Source organism: Streptomyces sp. NPDC090045 (assembly GCF_044747975.1).
Taxonomy (GTDB): Bacteria; Actinomycetota; Actinomycetes; order Streptomycetales; family Streptomycetaceae; genus Streptomyces.
This window is the reverse complement of sequence record NZ_JBIVFA010000011.1, coordinates 200,029-226,672: the sequence shown is the minus strand read 5'-3', so window position 1 is coordinate 226,672 and position 26,644 is coordinate 200,029. Positions and strand designations below refer to the sequence as shown.

The window sequence follows — 26,644 nt, the reverse complement described above, 5'->3', positions numbered from 1 at the left end:
ACTCAACTCCCCCGTGATGGGGCCCTTTCCGGGCCCCTTGATGGGCGGTCAGGCGAGTGCCTGCCCGGCCCTCTGCAAGGCTCGGGCCGTCAGTACCCCCGCGAGGTGGCCGAGGTACTCGGCCGAGGTGCCGCGCCCGGGGACGAAGAGCTCCCGGGGTTCGGCGCGGAAGGCCGCGAGCACGGCGCCGGTGCTGTACGGGCCCCCGCGCAGGCGGTCTTCGACCCCGCGCAGCCGCAGCGCGCGGGAGGTGGCCCCGGTGACGGCGATGCGCGGCCCGTCGGGAGTGATCCGTACGGCGGCGGCGCACACCGGGTAGCGGGTGGCCCGGTCGGCGGTCTTCTCGAAGGCGGCGGCCCGGCCGGCGGCGGGCACCAGCAGGGCGGTGAGCACCGCGGCGGCGGGTGCGCTGCCGGCCGCGAACTCCTCGGCCGGCAGGGCCGACCGCCCGTCGGGGCCGGCCAGTTCGACGACGGCGTCCGCGGCGATCGCGGCGACCGGCAGGTCGGTGGCCCGCCCGGCCGCGGCGAGGTTGCCGCCGACGGTGCCGAGGTTGCGGACCTGCGGGTCGCCGTTGGAGCGGGCCGCCGCGGCCAGTTCGGGGGCCTCGGCGAGCACCAGCGGGTCCGCGGCGAGCTCGGCGAGCGTGGTGAGGGCCCCGATCCGCAGCTGCCCGCCGCCGGGGTCGCGCCGGACGCCCCGCAGTTCCTCCAGCCGCCGGATGTCGACCAGCAGGCGGGCGCGGTCGGCTCCCGTGCGCAGGTCGGGCAGCAGGCTCTGCCCGCCGGCCAGGATCCGGGCGCCGCGCACCCCGGTGAGCAGGGCCAGCGCCTCGTCGAGGCCGGCCGGACGGACGTAGTCGAATTCGGTGAGGATCACTGCGCTTCTCCTCTCAGGCGGCGCCAGACCTTCTCGGGGGTGAGCGGCATGTCGATGTGCCGGACGCCCAGGTCGGAGAGGGCGTCGACGACGGCGTTGACGACGGCCGCCGCGGGCGGGACGGTGGCGATCTCGCCGGCGCCCTTGGCGCCGAGCGGGTTGTGCGGGCTGGGCGTGACGGTCTTGTCGAGTGCGAAGAACGGCACGTCGGCGGCGCGCGGAAGGGCGTAGTGGTTGAGGTCGCAGCTGACGAGCAGCCCGTTCTCGTCGTACTCGGCGGCCTCCATGAGGGCCTGGCCGAGGCCGTGCACGATGCTGCCCTCGATCTGCCCGTGGACGATCTTCGGGTTGCCGATGTTCCCGGCGTCGTCGACGGCCGTGTAGGCCACCACCTCGGTCTCGCCGGTCAGTTCGTCGATCTCGACGACCGCGACGTGCGTCCCGAAGGGGTAGTTGAAGTCCGGCGGGTCGAAGTGGGTGGTCTCGTCGAGGGCCGGCTCGATCTCCGGGGGCAGCCCCCAGCCGTACCACATGGCCATGGCCAGCTCGGCGAAGGTCTTGGTGTTCTCCGGGTTGCCCGCTTCGTATACCTTGCCGCCCTCGTAGACGACCTTGTCCTCGGGGACGCCCAGGAACACCGCGCCGGCCTTCACCAGCTTGCTCTTGATCTTCCGGGCGGTGAGGGCGACGGCGGGCGCGGCCATGCTGTAGGAGCGCGAGCCGTAGGTGCCCTGCCCGTACGGGGCCTTCTGGGTGTCGCCTTCGAGGACCTGGATCGTCTCCGGGTCGATGCCGAGCTCGTCGGCGGCGACCATCGCGAAGACGGTGCCGTGGCTCTGGCCGGTGGAGGCGGAGCCCACGGTGACGGTGACCTCTCCGGTCGGGTGGACGCGGATGTTCGCGCTCTCCCAGGTGCCGCCGAGCATGCCCTCCTGGGACATCCGGGTGGAGGGGCCGACGCCGCAGATCGCGACGTAGGTGGCGAGGCCGACGCCCAGGCGCTTGCCGCGGGTGCGGGCCTCGGCCTTGCGGGCGGGCATGCCGGCGTAGCCCGACAGCTCGATCGCCCGGTCGAAGTTCAGCTCGTAGTTCCCGGAGTCGTAGGTCCAGCCCAGACCGTTGTCGTACGGGAACTTCTCCTTGGGCACCAGGTTCTTGCGCCGTACGGCCGCCGGGTCCATGCCGATCTCGGAGGCGTACCGGTCGACCAGGCGCTCCATGAGGAAGGCGGCCTCGGCGCGCCCGCTGCCGCGCTGGGCGCCGAGCGAGACGGTGTTGGTGAAGGCGGCGTAGACCTCGCAGAAGGCCGCGCCGATGTCGTACATGCCGCTGATGGAGCGGCCCATCAGGGCGGTGGCGACACCGGGGCCGATGGTGGAGGGGTAGGCGCCGAGGTTGGCGTAGCTGGTCGCGCGCACGGCGGTGATGCGGCCTTCGCGGGTGCCGGCGAGGGTGACGTGCTGGCGGTGGTCGCGCCCCTGGACGGTGGAGTTCATCAGCCCGGTGCGGGTGTCCACCCACTTCACGGGCCGGCCGAGCGCCTTGGAGAGCAGCAGGACCAGCGCCATGTCGGGGTACAGGTACCCCTTGGTGCCGAAGCTGCCGCCGACCGTCGGGGCGATCACCCGGAGTTTGTTGAAGGGGATGCCGAGGACCAGTGCGGCGAGCAGGAAGCGGTGGTTGTGCGGGCCCTGGGTGGAGGCGTAGAGGGTGTACTCGCCGGTGGCGGCGTTGAAGTCGCCGACCGCGCCGCGGGGCTCGATGGGGCTGTTGATGGTGCGCTGGTTGACCAGGTCGAGCTCGACGGTGACCTCGGCCTCGGCGATGGCCGCGTCGGTGCGGTCCTTGTCGCCGCAGGTCCAGTACGCGTTCAGGTTGCCCGGGACCGCCTCGTGCAGCTGGGGCGCGCCCTCGGCGAGCGCCTCGTCGGCCCGGGTGACCACGGGCAGCGGCTCGTACTCGACGGCGATGGCGGCGAGCGCCGCGGTGGCCTGGCGCGGGGTCTCGGCGACGACCACGGCGATCGGGTCGCCGACGTGCCGGACGGTGTCGCCGGTGAGGACCGGGCGGGCGCCGGGAAGTCCGTAGGGGTGGGGCGGGAAGTGGCTCTCGACCCCGCCGGGTATCCAGATGCAGGGCAGCGGCATCACGTCGGTGAAGTCGGCGGCGGTGGCCACCTTCAGCACGCCGGGCAGCTGCTCCGCGGCCTTGGTCTCGATGGAGAGGATCTTCGCGTGGGCGACCGGGCTGCCCAGGATGGCCATGTGGACGGTGCCCGGCAGGTCGATGTCCGCCACGTACGTCGCCTCGCCGCGCAGCAGCTGCGGGTCCTCGCGGCTGTCCAGCGGCTGCCCGAGCACTCCGCCTCCCACGGCAGGGGCGTCCCCCGTCACTGCGGTCATGTCCCTCACACCTCCTGTCCGGCAGCGGTGGACGCGGCGCCGGCTCCGGACTCGGCGAGGGCCGCGGGCTCCTCGGCCCGGGCGGCGGCGCAGGCGCGCTGCACGCCCCGTACGACGCTGTGGTAGCCGGTGCAGCGGCACAGGTTCCCGGTGAGCCATTCGCGGATCTCGGGCTCGGTGGGGGCCTCGCCGCCGGCGGTGGTGTCGACGAGTTCGCCGAGCGCCATGACCATGCCGGGGGTGCAGAAGCCGCACTGGGTGCCGTGCTCCTGGCGCAGGGCCTCCTGGAGTCCGGTCAGTGCGCCGCCCGGGGTGGTGATGCCCTCGATGGTGGCCACCTCGCTGCCGGCGGCGGAGGCGGTGAGGACCAGGCAGCTCTTGACGGACCTGCCGTCGAGCCGGACGACGCAGGATCCGCACTGGCCGGTGTCGCAGCCGACCTTGGTCCCGGTGAGTCCGAGGCCGTCGCGGAGCCGTTCCACGAGCAGTTCGTTCGGCTGCGCCGAGAACTGCTCCGGTCTTCCGTTCACATTCAGTGTGATATCCATGCCAGCGCCTGCGCTTCCGTGAGCGGCCGGTTGAAGAGGGGCCCGCCGGGCTGCTGGAGAATTCCTCCGGAGTGCAACGGGCCGGTGTCTACGGGCGCGAATCCCAGATCCGTGATGATTCCCGCGACGATTTCCTTCGCTTTCGCGTCGTCGCCCGCCGTGTAATGCGCCAGGCGCTCTCCGGGTGCGGTGCTCCCCCTGGACTTCGTCCGGGAGGTGCCCCCAGCGACGGCGAGGGTTTCGAAATGCATGGTGTTCAGGGATTTGACGACCTGGGCGTCGGGATACCACTCGGCGACCAGGTCGCTGGAGCCGCGCCCGCCGAGGTCGGCGGGGGTGCCCGGGCCGCCGAACGCGTTGGTGGCGTCCACCAGCACCTTGTCCTGCACGACGCGCGGCGGGAGCAGCCCCCGGACGCCGTCGAAGGGCACCATCAGCACCAGGAGTTCGGCCTGGGCCGCGGCCTCGGCGGGGTGCGCCGCCGAGGCCGCCCGTCCCAGCTCGGCCACGAGCGGGCCGAGGGTCTGCGGGCCCCGGGCGTTGGCGAGGACGACCTGGTGGCCCGCCGCCACCAGGATCCTGGCCAGGGTCGAGCCGATCCGCCCGGTGCCGATGATGCCTGTGCGCATTGCCGCTCCTTGGGGAGGGGACCTCAGTCCATGCCGATCCAGACCGACTTGGTCTGGGTGTAGCTCTCCAGCGACTCGGGGCCGCACTCGCGGCCGTAGCCGGAGGCCTTGTAGCCGCCGTAGGGCACGGAGGGGTCGTACTGGTTGTAGCAATTGACCCAGACCGTGCCGGCCTTGATCTGCGAGGCGACCCGGTGGGCGCGCCTGAGGTCCTTGGTGTGGACGCCGGCGGCGAGGCCGTACGCGCTGTCGTTGGCGATGCGTACGGCGTCCTCCTCGGTGTCGAAGGGGATGATCGACAGGACCGGGCCGAAGATCTCCTCCTGGGCGATGCGCATGCCGTTGTCGACGCCGGTGAAGATGGTCGGCAGGAAGTAGAGGCCCTGGCTGGAGGCGCCCTCGGGGGTCCAGCCGGTGCCGCCGGTGCGCAGGATCGCGCCTTCCTTCTCGCCCACCTCGATGTAGGAGCTGACCTTGTCGAACTGGCCTCGGTGAGCCAGCGGCCCGAAGAGGGTGGCCGGGTCGCGCGGGTCGCCGGGCTTGAGGGCGGCGGCCCGGCGGACGAGGCGTTCGACCATCTCGTCGTGGATGGGGCGGTGCAGGAGCAGGCGGGAGCCGGCGGTGCAGATCTCGCCCTTGTTGTAGTAGATGCCGAAGAAGGCGAGTTCCTCGGCGGCGTCGAGGTCGGCGTCGGCGAAGACGATGTTGGCGGACTTGCCGCCGAGCTCCATCGTCACCTTCTTCAGGGTGCCGGCCGCCTTGCGGATGATGGACTGGCCGACCGAGGTGGAGCCGGTGAAGGCGATCTTGTCGATGTCCGGGTGGTCGGTGAGGGTCTCCCCCAGTTCCACGCCCGGACCGGTGATCACGTTCAGCACGCCGTCGGGGATCTCCGCCTCCTGGAAGAGCTCGGCGATCTTCAGAGCGGTGAGCGGGGTGGCCGGGGAGGGCTTGTGGACCACCGTGTTCCCCGCCGCGAGGGCCGGCGCGATCTTCGTCATCGACAGCAGCAGCGGGAAGTTGAACGGGGTGATGGCGCAGACCACGCCCAGCGGTTCGCGCAGGGTGTAGGCGAGCTGTCCGCCGGCCGGGGCCCGCGAGGAGCCGTCGACGCGGGTCACGGCGCCGGCGTAGTAGTGCATGAGCTGGGCGGCCATGGGGGCGTCGACCGTGCTGGAGAAGGCGAACGGCTTGCCCATGTCCACGGTCTCCAGCAGGGCGATCTCCTCCAGGTCGCGCTCGATGAGCTCACCGACCCGGTTCAGCCGCAGCGCGCGTTCCTGGGCGGACAGTCTGCTCCAGGGGCCTTCCTCGTACGCCGTGCGGGCGGCGGCGACGGCCGCGTCCGCGTCGGCGGCGGCGGCCTGGGCCACCGGCACGATCTCCTGCCCGTCCACGGGGCTGATGTCCGGCTCGGTACGGCCGTCTCGGGCCGGGACCCATGTGCCGCCGATGAACAGTTTCCCTGGGTTCGCGAGGGGCTGGCCGCTCAGCTCACGCTTGGTCATGGCTGCCTTCCGGTGTCGGGTGCGGGGGCGGTACTAGCCCTTCGCGAGCTGCCGTAAGAAGGTCTCGGCGAGGGCCTTGGAGGAGTAGGGGTTCTGGCCGGTCGTCAGCTTGCGGTCCACGACCACGTGCGAGTCCCAGATCGCTTCGGCCTTCTCGTAGCGGGCGCCGAGCCGGGTCAGCTCGGTCTCCAGGATCAGCGGGAGCCGGCCGGCCATGTTGGTGACCAGTTCCTCGCTGTGCGAGAAGGCCGTCATCCGGTAGCCCTCGAACGGCCAGCGGCCTTCGCCGTCGCGCAGCGCGAGCAGCGAGGTGTGGCCGTGGCAGACGGTGGCGAGTGGCTTGTCCTGGGCGATGACCCAGCGCAGGATCTGCGCGAGCTCGTCGGACTTGGGCAGGTCGCCGATGGCGCCGTGGCCGCCGCTGACGTACACGCCGTCGTAGTCGGCGATGTCCTTCTCGGTGAGGTCCTCCAGCGCGAGGGGAGTTCTCAGCTGGGGGGTGTCCCCGATGACGCGGACGTACTCGGCGGCGTTGGCCGCGTCCTCGTCCGGCGAGCCCTGGGGGCGGACCCACTGGAGGAACTGCGGGTCGATGCTCGTCTGGTCGACGGTGGGTGCCCGGCCACCGATCGTCGCCACGTCCACGGCGTGGCCGGCGGCCTTGAAGAGCTGATAGGGGACGACGAATTCCTCGGCCCAGAATCCCGAGGGATGCTGTTCTCCGTCCAGCAGGTGCAGTGTGGCCTTGGCCGTCATGACGACGAGAATCTTCATGATTCTCTCCTTGTTCTGGATTCGCTGCCGATTCAACACGCCCCCCCGCAAGGGGCGTAAGGGGGAGACGTCAGGCCCGCGATACTTCGTCACGTGCGTCCAACGCCGAGATGATGGTGTGGAATTCACCGACCAGGGGGTGGCCGGGGTGGGCGTCTGCGAATATGCGTTCCCCGTACAGCGCCGCCATTTCCGGCGAGTACGGAAGGATTCCGGCCAGCGGTGCCCCGTAGACCTCCTCGGCGCGCCGCCGGGCGTTCTCCCGGTCGATGCCCTCGGGGGCCATGCTCAGCACCAGGATCCGCCGGCAGGTGAGGCGGCCGGCGAGGGCGATGGTCTCCTCGACCCCGGAGAGGTCGATGCGGTCCGCCCGGGCCATGATCATCAGTACGTCGGCGCTCGCCATGGCGGTCACCGACTCGTTGTTGAGTCCGGCGTGGGTGTCGAGCAGCAGGACGTCGAGCGCGTAGTGCCCGGCCAGCCGGTCGAAGCCCTCCGGCAGCAGCCCCACGTCGTAGCCGCTGGTCATGATCTCGCGCAGGGCGGCCGTCCCGGTCCGGGCCGGTACGACGTACAGCCCGCCCGGCCCCGGTCCGAAGCCGCCGCCCGCATGCTGGGCGGTGGCCTCGATCTCGCAGCGGCCGAGGAGGTAGTCGGCGAGGGAGGGACCGGGTCCGAGCCGGAAGAGCAGGTCCAGGGTGGGTGACTGGATGTCGGTGTCCACCACCCCCACCCGGCGCCCCCCGGCCGCGATCAGCAGCGCGAGGTTCGCGAGGACCGAGGACTTCCCGGTGCCACCGCGGTGCGAGTGCACCACGATGGTGCGGGCCATCTAGGCCACCACCCGGTGCCCGGCGCCGTCCGCGTGCGGCCCCCGCGCCGCGCGTGGCCGGTGCAGGGCCAGCATGGTGACGTCGTCGTGCTGTTCGGCGGTGCCGGTGTGCTCGCGCACCGCCAGGTCCATCCGGTCGACCACGTCCTTGCCGCTCTCCGGAGGGCCGGCGAGCAGTTCCAGCATCCGTTCGTCGCCGAGGAAGCTGCCGTTCGGGCAGCGGGCCTCGGGCACTCCGTCGGTGAAGGCGAAGAGGGTGTCGCCCGGGTTCAGCTGGGCGTAGCCGAGGGTGTAGACGCAGTCGGGCAGGACCCCGACGGCCGGGCCGGTGACGTCCAGGGCCAGCGGCGGGCTGCCGTCGGCGGGCAGCAGCAGGGGCGGATTGTGGCCGCCGTTGATGTAGACGAGGCTGCCGGTGAGCGGGTCCAGCACCCCGAAGAACAGGGTGGCGAAGTAGCCCTGCCGCAGGTGGTTGCGGGTGAGGTAGCCGTTGGTGGCGGTGACGGCGTTGAGCAGCGGCGTGGCGCCGACGACCGGGATGCGCCGGCTGCCGCCGGCGCGTCCGGCGACCAGGTGCTGCAGGCCGCTGTTCTGTGCGGTGTGCCGGAGCAGGGAGCGGATGAGCGCCATGAACAGCGCGGCCCCGACCCCCTTGTCGCAGACGTCGGCGACGACGAACGCCAGCCGGCGGCCGCGGGATATCTCGAAGACGTCGTAGAAGTCCCCGGCGACCTGCCGGGCGGGCCGGAAGCACACGTCGATCTCCCAGCCCGCCGGGACGGGCAGCGATTCGGGCAGGAAGCCCGCCTGGATCTCCCGGCCGATCTCCAGTTCCTTCTCGTAGCCCATGAGTTCGGCGCGGGCATCGGCCTCCCGCAGGGTGCGGCCGAGTCCGGCGCGCTCCGAGCAGCTGTGCAGCCGGGCCCCGACGAAGGCGGGCAGGAAGGGTGGGACGAGGTAGTCGTGCCCGATCCGGACGTGTGCCTCCAGGGCGGCGAACTCCGTCACGGTCCAGACGACGACGATGGGGGCCCCGGCCCAGCGGCGCAGCCGGCGTACGGCCGTGCGGACGGACTCCCCGTCGGACTCGGCCGGGGCCAGCAGCACGTCCGCGACGGGCAGCAGTTCCAGCGGGCCCGCGAGCAGCTCCGTCAGCGTGCGGGTGACGAGTTCCGCGTCCATGATCCGCAGCGCCCGCAGGAGCTCGGGCGGCGGTGGCGGGTACGCGTCGAGGATGATCACGGTCGTGGAGGGCATCGGTCCGTCTCCTCAGCCTTCACGGTCAGCGTGCTGATGTTGCGGCCGTCCCGGTGCGCGTAGCTGAACTCGTCCACGCTGGTCAGCGCCAGGTGGATGCCGAGGCCGCCGATCCGCCGGTCCTGCGGGGGGACCCCGGGGGCGGGCGGAAGGCGGCCTTCGACGGGGTCGAAGGCGGGTGCGGCGTCTTCGATGGTGATCTGCACCCCGCCCGGGCCGGAGCGGCCGCGGACGGTGATCCGTCCGTCGCCGCCCCGGTACCCGTGCATCACGATGTTCGTGGCCAGTTCGTCCACGGCCAGCCGGATCCGGTACGTGGCGCCCTTGCCCAGGCCCGCCCGGCCGGCCAGCCGCAGGACGAACGCGGCGATGTCGCCCAGTGCCCCCACCGTCGCGGGCACCTCCAGCAGGGAGGACGTCCTCGCCAGTTCGGCCATGTCGGTCACGGTGGTCACTCGTCGGAGAGCACGATGCTGCGGTCGAGTCCGGCCGTCCGGATGGTCCGGGACACCGGCTCGATGGCACCGACCACCTTGATGGTGACGTCGTTCGCGACCTTCTGCTGGGCGAAGACCAGGGAGCGCAGTCCGGCGCTGGCCATGTAGCCGACGCCGGCCATCCTGATCTCGACGGTGCTGGTGCCGTGCCCGGCGGCCTTCTCGATGGTCTGGTGGAAGTCCGGCGCGGTCTTGGCGTCCAGCTCGCCCGTCAGCTCGATGACGGTGGTGTCGCCCTCGATGCTCAGGGACACGGAAAGCGGCATGTCAGGTCTCCTTCGGTCACAGCATCTCGGGATCATCGGTTCGGCCCACCAGGATCACGACCGAGCGCGGGCCGATCAGGTACTTCCCGGCGTTGTCCAGATCCTGCTCGCCGCCGGGGGTGCGGATGTCGTGCGGTGCCTCGGCCCCGGTGTCGGCGAACAGGTGCCAGCTCCGGCCTCCCGGCAGGGCGGGCAGTTCCAGGTCGTGCGACTCCCAGTGCGCGTTCATGGCCACGTAGACCACGTCGTCGTCCCCGGTGCCGCAGCGGGCCACGGCGATCAGCCGGCTCTCGTCGGACCAGTCGGGCTGCCAGGCCCGTTCCCCGTGCCAGCTGATGTCCGGCAGGCCCAGGTTCTCGCGGACCCGGCCGGTGGGGTGGGCGGTGGAGCGCAGCTCGCGGTGGTGCTTGCGGAAGGCGATCATCTCGCGGGTGAACCGGAGCAGTTCGGCGTTCTGGTCGACCTGGTCCCAGTCGAACCAGGAGAGCTCGTTGTCCTGGCAGTACGTGTTGTTGTTGCCCTGCTGGGTGCGGGCGACCTCGTCCCCGGACAGCAGCATCGGGATGCCCTGGCTGGTGAAGAGGATGGCGATCGCGTTCTTCATCTGGCGCGTGCGCAGCGCGTTGATCTCCGGGTCGTCGGTGGGCCCCTCGGCGCCGCAGTTCCAGCTGTTGTTGTCGTTGGCGCCGTCGTTGTTGTTCTCGCCGTTGGCGTCGTTGTGCTTGTCGTTGTAGGAGACCAGGTCGGCGAGGGTGAAGCCGTCGTGCGCGGTCAGGAAGTTGACCGAGGCGGCGGTGCCGCGGGTGGAGTACAGGTCGGGCGAGCCGGCGACGCGGGTGGCCAGTTCTCCGGTGACCCCGGCGTCGCCCTTGAGGAAGCGGCGCACGGTGTCGCGGTACTTGCCGTTCCACTCCGCCCAGCGGCCGTACGCCGGGAAGTTGCCGACCTCGTAGAGGCCGCCGGCGTCCCAGGCCTCGGCGATGAGCTTGGTGTGCCGCAGGACCGGGTCGTAGGCGAGCAGTTCCAGCAGCGGCGGGTTGGGCAGCGGAGTGCCGTCCAGGTCCCGGCCGAGGATGGCCGCCAGGTCGAAGCGGAAGCCGTCGACGTGGTAATCGGCGACCCAGTGGCGCAGGCAGTCGAGCACGTAGTTGCGCACGACGGGGTGGTTGCAGTTGACGGTGTTGCCGGTGCCGCTGAAGTTGAAGTAGTACCCCTCGGGCGTGAGCATGTAGTACGTGGCGTTGTCGAGCCCCTTGAAGGAGATCGTCGGGCCCTGCTCGTTGCCCTCGGCGGTGTGGTTGAAGACGACGTCGAGGATGACCTCGATGCCGGCCGCGTGCAGGTCCTTGATCAGGGTGCGGAACTCGTCGCCCTGCATCCCGTACCGCCCGGTGGCCGCGTAGCCGGCCTTGGGCGCGAAGAAGGAGATGGTGTTGTAGCCCCAGTAGTCGAAGAGCTTCTCGCCGGTCTCCGGGTTGGAGCGCGGGTTGTCGCTCTCGTCGAACTCGAACACCGGGAGCAGCTCGATGCAGTTGATCCCGAGTTCCTTGAGGTACGGGATCTTCTCGCGCAGCCCGGCGAAGGTGCCGGGCGCGGTGACCTGCGAGTTGGGGTGCCGGGTGAAGCCGCGCACGTGGGCCTCGTAGACGACGAGGTCCTCGGCGGGGATGCCCAGCGGGGTGTCGTCGCCCCAGTCGAAGTCCTGGAGGCAGACGCGGGAGCGGTACTGGTAGCCGCGGCTGCGGTCCGGCTCCACGCCCCACACGTCACGGCCGGCGATCAGCCGGGCGTAGGGGTCGGAGAGGACCTGCCGGGCGTCGAAGCGGTGGCCGGTGACCGGGTCGTAGGGGCCGTCGGCCCGGTACCCGTACTCGATGTTCTCGTGGTCGAGGCCGAAGACGGTCATGGCGAACACGCTGCCGGTGCGGAATTCCTGGGGGAACTCCAGTTCGGCCATCGGTTCGGGCTCTCCGCGCTTGTAGATGACCAGGGTCATGGAGGTGGCCTGGTCGGAGAAGACGGAGAAGCTGACCCCGCCGGGGACCACGTTGGCCCCGAAGGGGAACGGTTTGCCCGCCCGGACGCGGTACCCGCCCAGCTCGTGGGTCGGGTACGCGTCGACGCGCAGGACCTGCTCGGACCGGGTCTCGCTCATCGCGCGGCCTTGGCCTTGGCCTTGGCGGCCGCCGCGACGGCCTCGCCGGTCTCGAAGAAGTCGAGGAAGCCGGTGGCCGACATGACGAACCGGACTTCCTCGCTCACCCCGTAGAGGGTGACGGCGACGCCGGCGTGCTGCGCCTCGCGGTAGACGACGAGCAGGGTGCGCAGGCCCGCGCTGGAGACGTAGGTGACGGCCGTGAGGTCGATCTTCAGCGGCTTGCCCTCGCGGACGAGCGGCAGCAGGGCCTGGAGCAGCGAACCGGATGTCTCGCTGTTGATCTCGCCGGTGGCGACGAGCACGGTGCCCGTCTTGTTGCGGCGTTCCTTGACGTTGAGAGTCATTGCATTCCCCTCTGGTTGGGGCGCCCCCCGTTGAGCGCTACTTCTTGGCCACTGGACGCAGCCGGACCTTGACCTTCACCCGGCCCTGGACGTCGGGCAGCCGCACGGTGAGGGCGTCCGCGTCGAAGTCCGTGTAGGGCTTCTCGTCGATCTCCACGGATGCGATCCGCACCGAGCCGGCCGGGAGCAGGTCGGGCGAGACGCGCAGGACGCGGTCGGGCAGGCCGGTCGGGTCGGGCTGGAAGTGGAAGTCCATCTCCCGGCCGTTGACGAGCAGGTTGTTGTAGACGGCGGAGAGGTAGCAGAGCTCCGCCGAGTGGTACATGGACATCGAGTGGCTGCCCTTGAGGCGCTCGGTGCCGAGCAGGTACGGCGTACCGCTGGCGAGCACGTTGAAGTAGACGGCGCCCTCGTCGTGGTCGAGGAAGAAGGTGTTGTAGAAGGACTGCGCCTGCCGGGCCTCGCGCAGGTTCGCCTCGCCGCCGACCGTGCCGTTCAGGATGAGGTAGGCGAGGATCGCCTGCTCCTGCTGCCACCAGGCCTTGCGGTCGTGCCAGGCGAAACGATACGTCTCCTCGTCCCCGGACTTGGTCCGCTCGACGACGTCGTACCAGCCGCCGCGCTGCACGTCGCTGCCGACCGCCGGCATGATCTCGCCGATCTTCCTGGCGAGGTCCTCGTACGCCGGCTTGGCCTTCAGCGAGTTCATCCGCATCAGGTTCCAGGCGATCTTCAGGTTGTGGCCGACGACCGCGCGGTTCTGCTGCCAGCTGTGGGCGGTGTCGTGCGACCAGTCGCGGAAGAAGCGCTCCTGGACGAAGGGGCTGTTCTTGTAGTCCGGGAACTTGTCCGCGATGGTGTCGAAGGTGTACTCGAGGAAGTCGGCGTACTTCTGCTCGCCCGTCGCCAGGTAGAGGTTGATCAGGTACGCGGGCGCGTGGTCGCCGACCGAGTTCCAGTTCTTGCGCTCGGCGTTCTCGCCGAGGGACTCGTGGTCGGCGCTGAAGAGGATCGGGTCGATGTGCGAGTAGTAGCCGCCCTGCTCCGGGTCGAAGAAGAACTTGTCGAAGAGCCGGATGGTGGCGTCCGCGTCGTTCTTGATCCGGACGTCGCCGGTGACCCGGTACGTCTGGACGGGGCCGGCCAGCGCGTAGATCTGCTCGTACATCGGGATCGCGTCGTAGTCGTCGGAGAACTCCGAGGTGAAGAGCTTGCGCTCGCTGTCCCCGTCGACGCTGATGCCGTGGTACCAGAAGACCACGTCCTCCTCGCTGTCCACGACCCGCATGTGCTTGCGCAGGTACTCGGTGCCGCGCTCGGCGACCTCCAGGTACTCGTCCTTGCCGGTCAGCAGATAGGCCGAGGCCATGCCGTAGACCAGGCGGGAGATCGTGTCGGTCTCCTGGACGTGGCTGGCGGTCTTGTCACCGCCGAGCCGGATCTCGGTGCGGTACTCGGTGAAGTCCACCGGCCCGTCGCCGAACTGCGCCCGCTTGTAGAAGTCGGCCAGGGATTCGATCTGCTTGATCCACCAGCTGGGCTCCTCGAAGCGGTAGTCCTCGGCGCCGCGGCCCAGGAAGACCAGGCGCTTGGCGTCGAACCGCCCGCCGTGCTCCGGGTAGTGGACTCCGTAGACGAAGAGGAACCGGCCCGGCGAGAGCATCTCGTCGATGTGCCCGGAGGCGTCGATGTAGGGCTCGTCCAGGTTGCGGACCAGCTCGGCGCTGGGGTCGCCGGCGAGCGAGACGTCGAACCCGCGCCCGTCGGAGGTCTTCAGACGCAGCACGCGCGCCCCGGAGTCGAAGCGTTCGACGTAGCCGGCGATGGTGTCGGAGAAGGAGAAGCTCACGGCATCCGCCATGTCAAGCACCGTCCTTGTCGTGAGAGCCCTCGTGAGAGCGGTCGTCCTCATATCCCTGGCTGACCTCGACGATCACTCCGTCCGGATCGCGGACCCACACGGTCCGCCAGCCGCAGATGAAGTCGTCGAAGTCCAGCGGCCCCAGGGTCACTTCGGCCGCGTCCCCCAGCTCGGCCAGGAACGCGTCCACGCTGTCGGTCTGGAAGGCCAGGTGGCGCATCCGCCCCGGGGTCTGCGGACCGTCTTCGTTCGCCGCGCGCGCCGGTTCGACGCCGACCGCGAAGAGCTCCAGGTACGCGTCCCCCTTGCGCAGGAACACGATCTGCGACTCCCCGAGGTCGACCACCCGGGCCCGGGAGAAGCCGAAGTAGCGGGTGTAGAAGTCCTCCGTGGTCTTCTGGTCCACGCAGTTGAGGCCCACGTGCGACCAGACCAGGCCGGCCATCAGGCGGCCCCCCGACCCCGCCCCGCCGCGATCAGCTCGATGAGCCGGCGGGCGAAGAGGTGGTGGTGGGCGCCGGTGCGGCCGGTGACCAGGTCCCCGTCCACCACCACGTCCTCGTCGACGTACTGGCCGCCCATGTTCCGGACGTCCCCGATGAGGTTGTTGTGGCAGACCACCTTGCGGCCGCGCACCTTGTCCGGGATCGAGGAGGCCAGCCACATGCCGTGGCAGATGATCCCCTTGAGGACCGTCGGCTCCTCGAAGGCCCGGCGCAGCAGCTCCGTCGCCGGGGCGAGGACGTCCACGTCCTCGGTGTAGCGCAGCCGGTCGGCCACCATCCCGGAGGGCACGATGACCGCCGCGTACCGGCGCAGGTCGTCGTCGCTCAGCCCCTCCAGGGAGCCGTTCACGGTGAAGGGGGCCCGGTACTCGTGCCCGGTGAAGGTGATGGAGTCGTTGCCCCACAGCCGGGTCAGGAAGTCGACCTCGGCGCCCTCCTCCGCGAACCGGTGCTGGTAGTAGAAGATCTCCGGCTCGTAGTAGTCGCTCTCGACCAGGACCGCGATCCGGGTCCCGGACAGCGCACCCTCGCGCAGCACGGCGTCAGGCACGGGAGGTCCCCCTCAGGAAGTCCGCCGCGCGCTCGGCGATCATCGCGATGGCGGTGTGGCAGTTGCCCGACGGGACGGCGGGCATCACGCTGGCGTCGACGACGCGCAGGTTCCGTACGCCGTGCACCCGCAGCTCGGGGTCGACGACGGAGAGGTCGTCGATGCCCATGCGGCAGGAGCCGGCCTGGTGGTGGTAGCTCTCCGACTTCTGCTTCACGAAGGTCCGCAGGTCGTCGTCGCTCACGTAGCCGGGTCCGGGCTGGAGCTCCTGCTTGTACCAGGGCGAGAAGGCGGAGGTCGCGAAGATCTCCCGGGCGGTCTTGACGCCCTGCACCATCCGTTCCAGGTCCCAGCGGTCGCCCAGGTAGTTCGGGTTGATCAGCGGGTGGGCCAGCGGGTCGGCGCTCGCGAGCCTGATCCAGCCGCGCGAGACCGGCCGTACGACGCCGGGCAGGATGGACACCGTGTTCGGGTGGTCCTGGCCGACGATCACGTCGAAGGGCACGTGGACGAAGGCGATCTGCAGGTCGGGGGCGGGCAGCCCGGGCCGCGAGGACAGGAACAGAGCGCTCTCCGAAAGGTTCTGCGCCGGCGGCGGGAGCTCCTGGGTGACCTCGGCCATCAGTCCGGTCAGGACGTGGTTGTGGAAGTTCTCGCCGACCCCGGGCAGGGCCGCGGTGACCTCGATGCCGTGCTCGCGCAGCTGCTCGGGGTGGCCGATGCCGGAGAGCAGCAGCAGCTTCGGGGACTCGATCGCCCCGGCGGCCACGATCACCTCCCGGCGGGCCCGTACGGTGTGCAGCCCGGGCGCCGCGGCACTGCTGTGCGCGTCCCGGACGGTCCGGCCGACGAACTCGGCAGGGGCCCGGAGCTGGGCGTACTCGACGCCCGTGCAGGTGTCCCCGTCGAAGAGCAGCCGGGTGCTCTGCGCGTTGGTGCGCAGGGTCAGGTTGGCTCGGTCCAGGGCGGGTTCCAGGTAGGCGGCGAGCACCCCCTGGCGGCGGCCGTCGGCCACGTCGATGTGGTGCCAGCCGGTGCCGAAGAGGCCGCGCCGGGGGCCGTCGGTGTTGAAGTCGGCGATCTCCTCGTGGCCCAGCTCGACGGCCGCGTCGATGAAGGCGCGCGAGACCGGGTTGGGGCCGTGCCGCCCGGCGTGGGTGATCCGCTGCGGACCCCGGGTGCCGGTGGTGGCGGCGGTGGCGTCCTCCTGGCCCTCCAGCAGGGCGAAGTACGGCAGCACGTCCTCGTGCGCCCAGCCGGCCGCGCCCTGGTAGGCCCAGTTGTCGAAGTCCGAGGCGTGGCCGCGGATGTGCATCATGATGTAGAGGTTGCTGCTGCCGCCGGGGGCCTTGCCGCGCGGTTCGTAGGTGCGGCGGCCGTCCAGGCCGGGCTGCGGGGTGCTGGTGTAGCCCCAGTCCACGGGGCCGCCGAGGAGCTTGTACCAGGAGGACGGGTCGTCCACCTCGGGCGGGATCCGGGAGCCGCCGGCCTCCAGGACGAGGACGGAGACGTCCGGGTCCTCGGAGAGCCGGTTCGCGAGGACGCTGCCCGCGGTGCCGGATCCCACGACGACGTAGTCGTACTCTTCCGCGCTCACGGGTCCCCCCTCAGCCCTGGCTCAGCACCTGGAAGGGAACCGTGTCGTGGTAGTTCGCCATGTAGGCGATCTTTCCGTCCACGATCCGGAAGAAGTTCATGACCTCGGCCTCGATGGGCTCGCCCGAGGCGCTGACCGCGGTCAGGTGCGAGACGGCCGCGGCCTTCTCACCGTCGACGAGGAAGTGCACGGGCTCGTTCCGGAAGACCCGGTACATCGTGCCCATGCCCTTCATCATCGAGCGCAGGACTTCGAGTCCCTCGATGTGGCCGGCCAGCTGCTCGTCCATCACCTGGTCGTCGGCGAACAGGTCGCACCAGCGGTCCCAGTCACCGGCGTTGGCGTACTCGTAGTACTTCTGAAGGATCTGTCGTGCGTCCATCGCGCTCATCCCCCTATCGGTCCCTGCGTGTTCCGTCCGGCGCGAACGGCGCCCAGAACTGGCTGAAGGCGGACGCCGAGTCCCCGAAGAGCCCGTCGCGGCCCTCGACGATCCGGCCGTCCCGCCAGCGCATGTAGTGGAAGACCGGGTAGTCCATCCGCTCGTACGGGGAGCCGCTCGCCTCGTCCGCGCCGGCCCGCAGGGCGACGTTGCGGCACACGTCCGCGGAACAGTCCTCGCCGACGAGGACCGCCTCCAGGTCCATCCGGAAGGTGCCGCCCGTGAGCTTGTGGGTCTGGCCCATCAGCTCCAGGAAGGCGTCCAGGCTCTCGTACCAGCCGGCCAGTGGGTGGTTGCCCGGCACCAGCCAGCGCAGGTCCTCGGAGTAGTACTCCAGGATGCGCGCCCGGTCGCCGGAGCCGAGGGCGGCGTAGGCCGCCCGCACCCGCTCCTGCGTCACTTCGGTCATGGTGGCTTCTCCTTCGCCGGCGGTCAGAGGGAGCCGGAACCGGGCATCGGCGCCAGGTCGTTGACGGTGTACTGCTTGATCAGCGGTCCGTTCGGACCGGCGACCACGGTCCACGTCTGATCGGCGTCGAAGCCGAGCCACTCGCTGCGGGCGGCCGGCGGGTCCCAGATCTTGGCCTGCCAGTTGACGAGGACCCGGACGACCGCCCGGTCGCCCTCGATGACGGGCTCCACCTTCGTGACCGTGTGCACCTCGTCGAAGAAGCGGTGGGTGACGGCCTCGTACCAGCGTCCGAAGCCCTCGTGTCCGAGGAAGGTGTCCTCGGGGACCTTGAACTCCAGGTCCTCGGTGATCAGGGCGAGCACCTCGGCCGCCCCCACGTGCCGGTCCAGCGCCACGTACCACTTCTCGGCGAAACTGCGGATCGCGTCCTCGGTCAGCTGCCGCTCGGCGGGCATGCGGTCTCCTCCTGTCCGTGCTGGGACTTGCGTCGGATGGCTGTCGGCTGTCAGATCTGGATGTCGACGAGGAAGGGGCCGGGGTGGGACAGCATCCGGCCCACGGCGGAGACCGCCTCGTCCGGCTTCTCCACGCGCATCCCGCCGGCGCCGAGCGACCGGGCCAGCCCGGCGAAGTCGATCTCGGGGTGCGAGAGGTCGAAGGAGCCCGGGAAGCCGTGCTCCGGGATGTCCCGCTCCCGCCAGTACTCGGCGATGTTGTCGTCCAGCAGCCGGTACTTGCGGTTGTTGCAGACCACGAACTTCGCGTCGATGCCGTGCCGGGCGGCGGTCCACAGCGCCTGGTACGTGTACATCGACCCGCCGTCGCCCGCGAAGCCGACGACGAGCCGGTCCGGCCGGGCCAGCTTGGCGCCGACCGCGCCCGGGAAGCCCACGCCGAGCGAACCGCCCCGGGTGAGGTGGTAGTCGCCGGGCCGCTCCGCCGGCAGGTACCGCGTGACCAGCGGCGAGGTGGTCAGCGCCTCGTCGAAGACGATCAGGTCCCCGCCGGTGCGCTCGGCCAGCGTCTTCAGGAAGACGGCCATCGGCGAGCCGTCGTCCGTGGCCGCCCGCGCCTCACGGGCCCGCTCCCGGATCCGTACGTCGAGCCGGGCGGACGCCGCCGCCCGCTGCTGCGGGGTCAGCAGCCGGTCCAGTACGCCGGCCAGCGCGCGCAGCGCCTGCCGGGGGTCGGCGGCCAGGCCCAGGTCCACGGGGTGGTTCTTGGCGATCTCGTAGGCGTTGAGGTCGATGTGGACGACCTTCGCGCCCGCCCGGAAGGGGTTCTCCAGCTCGGGGAACACCTCCGGGAAGACATAGGTGCCGACGATCAGCACCCCGTCGGCGTCCCCGACCAGCTCCTTGCTGTGCGGGCCGAACATGTGGCCGGTCTGGCCGCGCCGCAGCGGGTGCGAGGCCGCGATGTTCACCTCGGACGAGTCGACCTCGTACACGTCGGCGCCCAGCAGTTCGGCGACGGCGGCGAGCTCGTTCTGCGCCCCGGAGAGCGAGACCCCGTCCCCGACGAGGACCACCGGCCGCCGCGCGGAGGCGAGCAGCTCGGCCGCCCGCCCCACCGAGGCCGGCGAGGGCGCCACGTCCGTGAGCGGCACCGTGGCCGGCAGGACGGGCTCGGAGTTGAGCTCGTCCAGCACGTCCATCGGCAGCGCCACGAACACGGGCCCCCGGGGCGGGGTGAGCGCGATCTTCACGGCGCGCCGGACGGTGCGGAGCACGGAGTGCCGGTCGGTGACCCGGGTCGCGTACTTCGTCACCGGCCTGGCCATCGCCACCAGGTCGGACGCCATTTGGGCGTCCATGGCGTCGTAGCGCACCCCGGCGTCACCGGCGACCACGACGAGCGGGGTGTGGCCGCGCAGCGACTGGTAGAGCATGCCGATGCCGTTGCCGAGCCCCACCCCGGAGTGCAGCTGGAGCAGGGCCGCGCCGCCGGTCGCCCGGGCGTACCCGTCGGCGATGCCGGCGGCGACGGTCTCCTGGAGGGCGAGGATGTAGGTGAAGTCCTCCGCCGCGTCCACCGCGTCGAGGAATCCCTGTTCCACCGTCCCCGGATTTCCGAACATCACCTTCAGGCCGTCGGCCTTGAACTGCTCGATCAGCCTTTCCCGTCCGGGAGTGGCTTCCATGAATTCCCCCTCAACTCTCCGATTTCTCCGCGGCCTCCGGGATTACCAGCCGTATCGGGTGAGACCGTCTTCCAGGACTTCCACGATCTTCTGCCCCGTGAGATACGAGTCGGGGGTGGAACGTCCGGTGACGAAGGGGAAGTCGACGATCACCGAGACCGGCTTGCCGAAATTCCCGTGGTACGCGCCGCGCGGGCCCGTCGCATCGCGCAGGATGTACTCCAGCGGATACGGCGGCGGCCCCATGTTGAAGTCGGTACCGAGGAATCCGGTGCCGTCCTTGTAGTCGTACTCCTTGCAGTGGCCGGTCACGTGCTTGCCCCAGATGATGCTCCTGCGGTCGCTCCAGTCCCGGGCGAAGGCCAGGCAGGCGACCCCGTAGCACTCCGCGGCCACGACCTTGCCGGCCTTCTTGAAGGCCAGGATCAGGGCGTGCACGCGCTCGTTGTTGGCGAGGTCCGCGATCGGGCCGCTGCCGCCGACGATGAGGATCGCGTCGTAGTCCGCGATGTCGGCGTCGAGCTTGTCCAGGTCCCGGTGGTACTGCTCCAGCTTGCGCAGGTAGCCCTCGTCGCTCGTGTACGGACGCTCGGGGACCCACGCCTCGATGTCGAGCGGCGAGTCCAGCCGGCTCGACTGCTCGAACTCCCGCCCCAGCCGGGCGTTCTCCTCGCTGGTGACCGAGCGTCCCAGTGGAGGATCGATGTAGTTCGCGTCGAGGCTCGGCGGAAGAGCGTGTGCACGCTTTCCGGTCGGCGTGGCGAATGTGACCTCGTAGCCCCGCTCGTCGAACTTCGACACGGGTCCGATCAGTTCCTCGGCCCAGTAACCGTGTTCGGAGACAATGACCAGAATCTTTCTGCTCACGTATTCCTCCAGGCGCCGCCTGTTGTCGTTGGCGTCCCCCACACTGGCCGCGCCCGGGGCGTGCGTCAAAGCGCTGGTATGCGACTTCGTGAGGTAGCCGACCAGGTGGCGTCAGCACCTCATGAAGTCACCGGCGGACGTCAGGAAGTAGCTTCAGGACTACCTGACTTCGGCCGAATCGATGAACCATTCCCGCGCCCCCGCCCTATGGTCTGGACGCGCCGTGAATCACGGGCGCGCGGGCCGTGTTGGTGAACGAGCACGAGAGAGGGACGGGGACGATGACGATGGACCTGTTGTGCACACACATCGATCAGATACGTCCGGTGAAACCCACGGCCGCGGGCTGCGAGGAGTGCCTCGCAGCCGGCGACACCTGGGTGCACCTGCGGATGTGCCTCAGCTGTGGGCACGTCGGATGCTGCGACTCGTCGAAGAACCGTCACGCCACCCGGCACTACCGGACCACCGAGCACGCCATCGCCGCCTCCCACGAGCCCGGCGAGGACTGGGCCTGGTGCTACGCCGACCAGCTGATGCTGGACCCGGCATGAGCGCGGCCCCGGAGAGCTCCGCCGCCCCGGCCGTGTCCGCGGCGGCCGCCGCCGAGCGCGCCGAGCGCGCCGAGCGCGCCGAGAACAAGAAGCCGGTCATACTCGCCGTGGACGACGACCCGCAGGTGCTGCGCGCCGTCCGCCGCGACCTGCGCAGCGCCTACGGCGACCGCTACCGGGTGCTTGGCGCCTCCTCCGCGGCCGACGCCCTGAAGATCCTGGACTCCCTCGACGAGCGCGGCCACGACCCGGCGCTGTTCCTCGTGGACCAGCGGATGCCCGACGTCACCGGGGTCGAGTTCCTGCTGGAGGCGGTCAGCCGCTTCCCGGACGCCCGCCGGGTGCTGCTGACGGCCTACGCGGAGACCGACGCGGCGATCACCGCCATCAACCGGGTCCGGCTGGACTACTACCTGCTCAAGCCGTGGGACCCGCCGCACGAGCGGCTCTTCCCGGTCCTGGACGACCTGCTGTCGGACTGGCTGGCCACCTACCGCCCCGCGTACGACGGGATCATAGTCGCCGGCCACCTGGTCTCCCCCGGCACCCACGCCGTCCGGGACTTCTTCACCCGCAACGGCCAGCCGTTCCGCTTCCTCAACGTGGAACGGGACCCCGAGGCGCTGACGCTGATCGCGGCCCAGCCCGACGGGGCGCTCCCCCTCGTCCGCTTCCCGGACGGCACGGTGCTCTCCGCCCCCACCGACACCCAGCTCGCCCAGCGCCTGGGCCTGGCCACCACCGCCTCGCGCCCGCACTACGAGTGCGTCATCGTCGGCGCGGGCCCGGCGGGCCTGGCGGCGGGCGTCTACTCGGCCTCGGAGGGCCTGTCGACCCTCATGCTGGACTCCCGCGCCCCGGGCGGCCAGGCGGGCACCTCCAGCCTCATCGAGAACTACCTCGGCTTCCCCTCGGGCCTCTCGGGCGGCGACCTGACCCGCCGGGCCACGATCCAGGCCTCGCGGTTCGGCGCCGAGATCCTGCACCCGGTGGAGGTGGTCTCGCTGACCCGGGACGATCCGGCGAAGATCCTCACCCTGGCGGACGGCACGGAGATCAGCGCGGAGACGGTCCTGCTGGCCACCGGCGTCTCGTACAACCGTCTGGAGGCCCCCGGCGCGGACCGCTTCGAGGGCGCGGGGCTCTACTACGGCGCGGCCACCACCGAGAGCTCCGCGTGCATCTCGCAGCACGTGTTCATCGTGGGCGGCGCCAATTCGGCCGGCCAGGCGGCGGTGCACTTCGCCAAGTACGCGGCCCGGGTGACGATCCTGGTCCGCGCGGCCTCCCTGGACGCGAGCATGTCCCGCTACCTGATCGACGAGATCGACCGCACCCCGAACATCGAGGTGCGGGTCCGCACGACCGTGGTCCGCCTCGACGGCGACGAACACCTGGAGCGGCTGACCCTCCACGACGCGGACACCGGCGAGGACAAGGAGGTCCCGGCCCGGTTCATGTTCACCTTCATCGGCGCCCGCCCGCACACCGACTGGCTGGCCGGCGTCGTCGAGCGGGACGAGTACGGCTTCGTCCTCACCGGCTCGGACCTGATCGCGAACGGCGGCGAACTCCCGGCCGAGTGGAGCCTGGAGCGGGCCCCCTACCCGCTGGAGACGAGCGTCCCGGGCGTCTTCGCGGCGGGCGACGTCCGTGCCCACTCGGTCAAGCGGGTCGCCTCGGGCGTGGGCGAGGGCGCGATGGCCGTCTCCCTGATCCACCGCTACCGCTCGATGGGCTGAGAGCGAACGCAGGATCCTTGCGATCAAGAAGGTATCGGATGCAACGTTGATTACATGATTACAGCCGAACAGAGCGAACAGCTCCGCGCGTGGTTCGCCGAGCGCCTGCCGGTGGACGTCTACGAGTCCCTCGTCTCGGTCACGGCCGACCGCGAGGAGATCACGGTCGTCGGGGTCATACCGGCGGCCGAGTCGGTCAAGGAGTTCCGCGAACGCACCCGCGAACAGCGCATCGAGGTGGCCCGCGAGGCCGAGTCCCTCTACCGCCGCAAGGTGGCCTGGGGCGTGCGGGCGGGTGAGGAGACAACGCTCTTCACCCACCTCGCCGTCCCGGTCATGACCCGCCTGCGCCAGTCCGAGCGCCAGGTCCTCGACACCCTGGTCGCCGGCGGGGTCGCCCGCAGCCGGGCCGACGCCCTGGCCTGGTGCGTCCGCCTCGTCGGGCGCAACACCGACACCTGGCTGACCGAACTGCGCGACTCCCTGGACAAGGTCCGCCAGGTCCGCGAGCAGGGCCCGGACGTCTCCGGCGAGACCGACTCCAGGAAGTCCGGGTCCGAATGACCGATCGGCCCCACTCCGGCGCATGATCGCGTAAGGCTGGCCGGGACCACCAACCAGGGAGAGGCACGCACCCATGACCACCACCGTCGAATACATCCGCTACCGGATCGCATTGGACGACCAGCCGGCCTTCGAGGACGCGTACGCCCGGGCCGCCGAGGCCCTGGCCGCGTCACCCGAGTGCATCGACTACGAACTGGCCCGGTGCGAGGAGGAGAAGGAGCGCTACATCCTGCGCATCCGCTGGACCTCGATCGAGGCCCACCTGGGCGGATTCCGCAAGGGCGAGCACTTCCCGGCGTTCTTCAGTGCGATCCGACCGTACGTGACGGCCATCGAGGAGATGCAGCACTACCTCGTGACGGGCGTCGTGGGCACGGGAAAGGCCACCTGACGACGATGAGCACCACACCCACCATCTACGAGTGGATGGGCGGCGCGGAGGCGCTGGACCGCCTCACCGACGCCTTCTACGCCCACGCCCTGCAGGACGAGATCCTGGCCCCGGTCTTCGCCGGCATGGACTCGGAGCACCCGCAGCACGTCGCGGTCTGGCTGGCGGAGGTCTTCGGCGGCCCCTCGGACTACACCGACCACCACGGCGGCCACCAGCACATGGCCACCAAGCACCTGGGCCGCGGGATCACCGAGAAGCAGCGCCGCCGCTGGGTGGACCTGCTCATGGACACGGCCGACGAGGTCGGCCTCCCGACGGACCCCGAGTTCCGCGGAGTCTTCGCCTACTACATCGAGTGGGGCACGCGCATGGCCCTGATCTACTCGGGCCCCAACCCACCCCCGGTGGACGCGGCCAAGATCCCGGTCTGGTCCTGGGGCCAGACCCCACCGTGGATCCCGAAGTCGGACTGAGTCCCACCTGAAAGAACCGGGGCTCCGCCCAATCCAGCCCCGCCGGCGCTTGAGGCGCGGGGCCGGGGGCGGAGCCCCGATCTTTCAGCCCGGACGGCGCTTGAGGCGCGGGGTCCGGGCCGGAGCCGCGGCAGCCGGCCCGGCCTCGGCCAGCAGCACGGTGAGCCCCGGCCCACCCCCCTGCTCCCGCCAGAAGTCCACCGCCTCCTCCAGCACCTCCACGAAGGTCTCCCACTCCGCGGGCCGCACATCGGCATAGCCACGCCACGAGGTCACGGCCACCAGCCGCCCCCCGGCCTCCGGCAGCCAGGAAAGGTCCCGCATCGCGTCCGCGAGCGCGTCCCAGTTCCCGCCGACCCACTCCGGCAGCCGCAAGGCGACCCCGCAGCGCCGCATCAGCTCCGCCTTGCCCCGTACGCCGTCCAGGTCCAGCCGTACGGTCGTCCAGCCGGCGGCATCGGCCGCCGCGAGCGCGGGCTCGAGCGGCTGCGGGTCCAGGGTCATCGGAGAACCGCCTTGAAGGTGTCGTAGTGGTCGTCCGTGTAGAAGAACTCCCCACCCTCACCCGTCACGATCCGCCGGGCCCCGCGGTCCCGCTCCCCCGGGGTCCGCACCGTGAACTCGTGGTAGTAGCCGCGCTTCTGCTTGGGCAGGGCCTTCTCGAAGTTCCCGAAGACGGTGCCGTCCTGCCGGTACGGATACGGCCCGCCCTTGTCGATGAGCGCGAGCACGTCACGGGCCTGCTGCGGCAGCGTGTCGGCCCGTACGACGGCCATGCCCTTCGCCCACGCGGGAGCGGTATCACTGCCGGGACTGGCCCCGCGCACACTCGCGCTGGCGCTGGCGCTGGCGGCGGCGGGCGCGGGCTGCTGCCCGCCACAGCCCACCGCGCCGACCAGCGCGGCACAGAGGAACGCGGCCCCCAGTAAACGCAGCAACGATCGGGGCACGTTCCGAAAGATCATGCACCGATCGTGCCAAATATCCGATTCGCTCGCGAATCGCCCGGTGGCCTCAGAGTGCGGCCATCTTGGTGTAGGGACTCAGAATGCGCTTCTGGACCGAACCGAAGTCGACGAGAACAGCGATCCCCTCCTCGATTCCGACGACACGGCCGAGGCCGTGCTCATCGTGAGTGACCCGGTCGCCGACGCTGAACTGCCGGATGGGCTGTTCCACGGGGGCCTTGAACGGGCTGGACGGCAAATGGCGGCGAGGTACTGCTGACTTTGTCATTGGAACCAGTATGCGCCCAGCAGGCCGCCGCGCGGTCCGCCGTTCGGATCTCAATTCCGGCACCATCCGCACCAGCCGTGGCGGCGGACCGCCGATCCGCCGCTACAGGTCGTCGGGATCGGCCCGGTCCAGCGCCGGCCGCAGCCCGGGGGCCGACTCGGTCAGCAGGTAGTCGGCGACGGCCGTGTCGGTGACGAGGCTGGTCACCAGCCCGGACCGGAGCACCGCCCCGATCGCGGAGGCCTTGCGCAGCCCGCCCGCGATCGCCACGACCTCCGGGATCCGCCGCAGCCGGTCCGCCTCGACGGTGATGCACCGCTCGCCCAGGTCCCGGCCGACCCGCCGACCCTCGGAGTCGAACAGGTGGGCGGACATCTCGGCCGCGACGCCCAGCGAGGCGTAGTGGGCCCGCTCCTCGTCCGTCAGCATGTCGTGGACGGTGGAGATGCCCGTCTCCCACGAGCCGATGGAGACGGCCGCGACCGTCACCTTGTCGAAGTACTCGAAGGCGCGCGCGATCCCCGTCTGGTTGCGCAGGGCAGCCGCGGTCGCCGGATCGGGCAGCAGCATCGGCGCGTAGATCGGGTGCGCGTCGCCGCCCGAGACCTGGGCGGCCCTGCGCACGGCCTCGACCGAACCGCGCTCGGCGGTCCCCGCGTCGTACACACCGGTCAGCTGCACGACGGTGCACTGGGGCAGCCGGTGCAGGGAGGCGGCCATGTGAATGGTCGACCGTCCCCACGCCAGGCCCAGGACGTCGCCCTCGTTGACCAGCTCGCCCAGCAGGTCGGCGGCGACCGCGCCCAGGTTCTCCGGGTCCGGCGCGTCCTCGGTGGCGTCGGCGGGCGACTCCACCACGACGGCGTGCCGGAGCCCGTACCGGGCCCTGAGAGCGTCCGAGCGCTCCGCGTCGAGTTCGGCCGGTACCCGGATCTCGATCCGTACGAGGTCCCGCTCCAGGGCGGTCTCCAGGACCCGGGCCACCTTGAAGCGGCTCACGCCGAACTCCTCGGCGATCTGGATCTTGGATTTGCCCTCGAGGTAGAAACGGCGCGCCATGGCCGCCGCCTGCACCAGCTCCGCGGGTCCCATCCGCAGGGCTGACCGTCCCGCCGACATTGCAGACACCGCGTTCTCCTCACTGCTGTTCACACTCTCGTGTTCACACTCTCGACTCGCCGTTCATCCTGTCAGATCCGACGGCCG

30 protein-coding genes are annotated in these 26,644 nt (G+C 70.6%); 5 read left to right on the top strand and 25 right to left on the bottom strand.

Translation table 11 applies throughout. The features are described from left to right. Positions 1-48: 48 nt before the first annotated feature. The 21 genes from ACIPYQ_RS27660 to ACIPYQ_RS27560 form a co-directional block, all read right to left on the bottom strand. Positions 49-879: an FAD binding domain-containing protein gene (locus ACIPYQ_RS27660; RefSeq protein WP_401256188.1), complete on the bottom strand. Its 831-nt coding sequence runs from the start codon at positions 877-879 to the stop codon at positions 49-51. Then, complete coding sequence (locus ACIPYQ_RS27655; RefSeq protein ID WP_401256185.1) at positions 876-3,281, bottom strand: xanthine dehydrogenase family protein molybdopterin-binding subunit; 2,406 nt, start codon at positions 3,279-3,281, stop codon at positions 876-878. Before ACIPYQ_RS27655 ends, ACIPYQ_RS27660 begins: the two co-directional genes overlap by 4 nt. A 5-nt stretch (positions 3,282-3,286) precedes the next feature. Beyond that, on the bottom strand, positions 3,287-3,811 hold the full coding sequence (locus ACIPYQ_RS27650; protein WP_401256182.1) for a (2Fe-2S)-binding protein: 525 nt from the start codon (positions 3,809-3,811) through the stop codon (positions 3,287-3,289). Positions 3,812-3,813: 2 nt separating this feature from the next. Next, entirely contained in the window at positions 3,814-4,458 is a 645-nt protein-coding gene (locus tag ACIPYQ_RS27645; protein ID WP_401256179.1) for an NADPH-dependent F420 reductase, read from the bottom strand. A gap of 23 nt (positions 4,459-4,481) precedes the next feature. Further along, on the bottom strand, positions 4,482-5,966 hold the full coding sequence (locus tag ACIPYQ_RS27640) for an aldehyde dehydrogenase family protein (protein ID WP_401256176.1): 1,485 nt from the start codon (positions 5,964-5,966) through the stop codon (positions 4,482-4,484). 33 nt (positions 5,967-5,999) lie between these two features. Then, entirely contained in the window at positions 6,000-6,740 is a 741-nt protein-coding gene (locus ACIPYQ_RS27635) for a type 1 glutamine amidotransferase domain-containing protein (protein ID WP_401256173.1), read from the bottom strand. A 70-nt stretch (positions 6,741-6,810) separates the two neighbouring features. Beyond that, on the bottom strand, positions 6,811-7,572 hold the full coding sequence (locus ACIPYQ_RS27630) for a P-loop NTPase (RefSeq protein ID WP_401256170.1): 762 nt from the start codon (positions 7,570-7,572) through the stop codon (positions 6,811-6,813). After that, the gene (locus ACIPYQ_RS27625) at positions 7,573-8,829 is read right to left on the bottom strand and encodes a PP2C family protein-serine/threonine phosphatase (RefSeq protein WP_361764664.1); all 1,257 of its coding nucleotides are present in this window, start codon (positions 8,827-8,829) and stop codon (positions 7,573-7,575) included. It lies immediately after the preceding gene. Continuing rightward, a complete protein-coding gene (locus ACIPYQ_RS27620; protein WP_362234281.1) occupies positions 8,811-9,284 on the bottom strand; it encodes an anti-sigma regulatory factor in 474 nt (157 codons plus the stop codon). Before ACIPYQ_RS27620 ends, ACIPYQ_RS27625 begins: the two co-directional genes overlap by 19 nt. After that, a complete protein-coding gene (locus tag ACIPYQ_RS27615; protein ID WP_351297106.1) occupies positions 9,281-9,592 on the bottom strand; it encodes an STAS domain-containing protein in 312 nt (103 codons plus the stop codon). The genes ACIPYQ_RS27620 and ACIPYQ_RS27615 overlap by 4 nt, the downstream gene beginning before the upstream one ends. Positions 9,593-9,608: 16 nt before the next feature. After that, the gene (gene glgX, locus ACIPYQ_RS27610) at positions 9,609-11,747 is read right to left on the bottom strand and encodes a glycogen debranching protein GlgX (protein ID WP_401256166.1); all 2,139 of its coding nucleotides are present in this window, start codon (positions 11,745-11,747) and stop codon (positions 9,609-9,611) included. Then, the gene (locus ACIPYQ_RS27605; RefSeq protein ID WP_030008823.1) at positions 11,744-12,094 is read right to left on the bottom strand and encodes an STAS domain-containing protein; all 351 of its coding nucleotides are present in this window, start codon (positions 12,092-12,094) and stop codon (positions 11,744-11,746) included. The genes glgX and ACIPYQ_RS27605 overlap by 4 nt, the downstream gene beginning before the upstream one ends. A gap of 37 nt (positions 12,095-12,131) precedes the next feature. Beyond that, positions 12,132-13,955, bottom strand: a complete 1,824-nt coding sequence (locus tag ACIPYQ_RS27600; protein ID WP_401256162.1) for an AGE family epimerase/isomerase — start codon at positions 13,953-13,955, stop codon at positions 12,132-12,134. Position 13,956: 1 nt separating this feature from the next. After that, positions 13,957-14,400, bottom strand: coding sequence for a VOC family protein (locus ACIPYQ_RS27595; protein ID WP_361764674.1), 444 nt, complete (start codon positions 14,398-14,400; stop codon positions 13,957-13,959). Next, complete coding sequence (locus ACIPYQ_RS27590) at positions 14,400-15,011, bottom strand: DJ-1/PfpI family protein (RefSeq protein ID WP_401256158.1); 612 nt, start codon at positions 15,009-15,011, stop codon at positions 14,400-14,402. Before ACIPYQ_RS27590 ends, ACIPYQ_RS27595 begins: the two co-directional genes overlap by 1 nt. Further along, on the bottom strand, positions 15,004-16,608 hold the full coding sequence (locus ACIPYQ_RS27585) for a GMC family oxidoreductase (RefSeq protein WP_401256155.1): 1,605 nt from the start codon (positions 16,606-16,608) through the stop codon (positions 15,004-15,006). The genes ACIPYQ_RS27590 and ACIPYQ_RS27585 overlap by 8 nt, the downstream gene beginning before the upstream one ends. Before the next feature lie 10 nt (positions 16,609-16,618). Beyond that, positions 16,619-16,990 (bottom strand): nuclear transport factor 2 family protein, encoded by a 372-nt coding sequence (locus tag ACIPYQ_RS27580; RefSeq protein WP_351297093.1) that lies wholly within the window; start codon positions 16,988-16,990, stop codon positions 16,619-16,621. Positions 16,991-17,003: 13 nt separating this feature from the next. Further along, positions 17,004-17,459, bottom strand: a complete 456-nt coding sequence (locus tag ACIPYQ_RS27575; protein ID WP_361764685.1) for a nuclear transport factor 2 family protein — start codon at positions 17,457-17,459, stop codon at positions 17,004-17,006. 23 nt (positions 17,460-17,482) lie between these two features. Continuing rightward, positions 17,483-17,917 (bottom strand): nuclear transport factor 2 family protein, encoded by a 435-nt coding sequence (locus ACIPYQ_RS27570; RefSeq protein WP_362238731.1) that lies wholly within the window; start codon positions 17,915-17,917, stop codon positions 17,483-17,485. Between the two features lie 50 nt (positions 17,918-17,967). Continuing rightward, positions 17,968-19,605, bottom strand: coding sequence for a thiamine pyrophosphate-binding protein (locus ACIPYQ_RS27565; protein ID WP_401256150.1), 1,638 nt, complete (start codon positions 19,603-19,605; stop codon positions 17,968-17,970). Between the two features lie 42 nt (positions 19,606-19,647). Further along, a complete protein-coding gene (locus tag ACIPYQ_RS27560; protein ID WP_361764694.1) occupies positions 19,648-20,472 on the bottom strand; it encodes a type 1 glutamine amidotransferase domain-containing protein in 825 nt (274 codons plus the stop codon). 281 nt (positions 20,473-20,753) lie between these two features. Between ACIPYQ_RS27560 and ACIPYQ_RS27555 the strand changes: the two genes are divergently transcribed. The 5 genes from ACIPYQ_RS27555 (at position 20,754) to ACIPYQ_RS27535 (ending at position 24,202) form a co-directional block, all read left to right on the top strand. Further along, positions 20,754-21,026, top strand: a complete 273-nt coding sequence (locus tag ACIPYQ_RS27555) for a UBP-type zinc finger domain-containing protein (protein WP_401256147.1) — start codon at positions 20,754-20,756, stop codon at positions 21,024-21,026. Next, the gene (locus ACIPYQ_RS27550) at positions 21,023-22,768 is read left to right on the top strand and encodes an FAD-dependent oxidoreductase (protein WP_401256144.1); all 1,746 of its coding nucleotides are present in this window, start codon (positions 21,023-21,025) and stop codon (positions 22,766-22,768) included. Before ACIPYQ_RS27555 ends, ACIPYQ_RS27550 begins: the two co-directional genes overlap by 4 nt. A gap of 54 nt (positions 22,769-22,822) precedes the next feature. After that, positions 22,823-23,332 carry a hypothetical protein gene (locus ACIPYQ_RS27545; RefSeq protein ID WP_401256141.1) on the top strand — a complete coding sequence of 170 codons (510 nt, stop codon included), beginning with the start codon at positions 22,823-22,825 and terminating at the stop codon, positions 23,330-23,332. Positions 23,333-23,405: 73 nt separating this feature from the next. After that, positions 23,406-23,726 (top strand): antibiotic biosynthesis monooxygenase, encoded by a 321-nt coding sequence (locus ACIPYQ_RS27540; protein WP_319722270.1) that lies wholly within the window; start codon positions 23,406-23,408, stop codon positions 23,724-23,726. Between the two features lie 5 nt (positions 23,727-23,731). Continuing rightward, entirely contained in the window at positions 23,732-24,202 is a 471-nt protein-coding gene (locus tag ACIPYQ_RS27535) for a group II truncated hemoglobin (RefSeq protein ID WP_401256137.1), read from the top strand. An 84-nt stretch (positions 24,203-24,286) separates the two neighbouring features. Here the strand turns inward: ACIPYQ_RS27535 and ACIPYQ_RS27530 are convergent, their stop codons facing one another. From ACIPYQ_RS27530 to ACIPYQ_RS27515, 4 genes are all read right to left on the bottom strand, one after another. Next, a complete protein-coding gene (locus ACIPYQ_RS27530) occupies positions 24,287-24,706 on the bottom strand; it encodes a barstar family protein (protein ID WP_401256135.1) in 420 nt (139 codons plus the stop codon). After that, positions 24,703-25,167, bottom strand: coding sequence for a ribonuclease domain-containing protein (locus ACIPYQ_RS27525; RefSeq protein WP_401256132.1), 465 nt, complete (start codon positions 25,165-25,167; stop codon positions 24,703-24,705). Before ACIPYQ_RS27525 ends, ACIPYQ_RS27530 begins: the two co-directional genes overlap by 4 nt. 49 nt (positions 25,168-25,216) lie before the next feature. Beyond that, positions 25,217-25,438 carry a CarD family transcriptional regulator gene (locus ACIPYQ_RS27520; protein ID WP_189740325.1) on the bottom strand — a complete coding sequence of 74 codons (222 nt, stop codon included), beginning with the start codon at positions 25,436-25,438 and terminating at the stop codon, positions 25,217-25,219. 102 nt (positions 25,439-25,540) lie between these two features. Next, on the bottom strand, positions 25,541-26,590 hold the full coding sequence (locus tag ACIPYQ_RS27515) for a sugar-binding domain-containing protein (protein ID WP_361764715.1): 1,050 nt from the start codon (positions 26,588-26,590) through the stop codon (positions 25,541-25,543). Positions 26,591-26,644 lie beyond the last annotated feature (54 nt).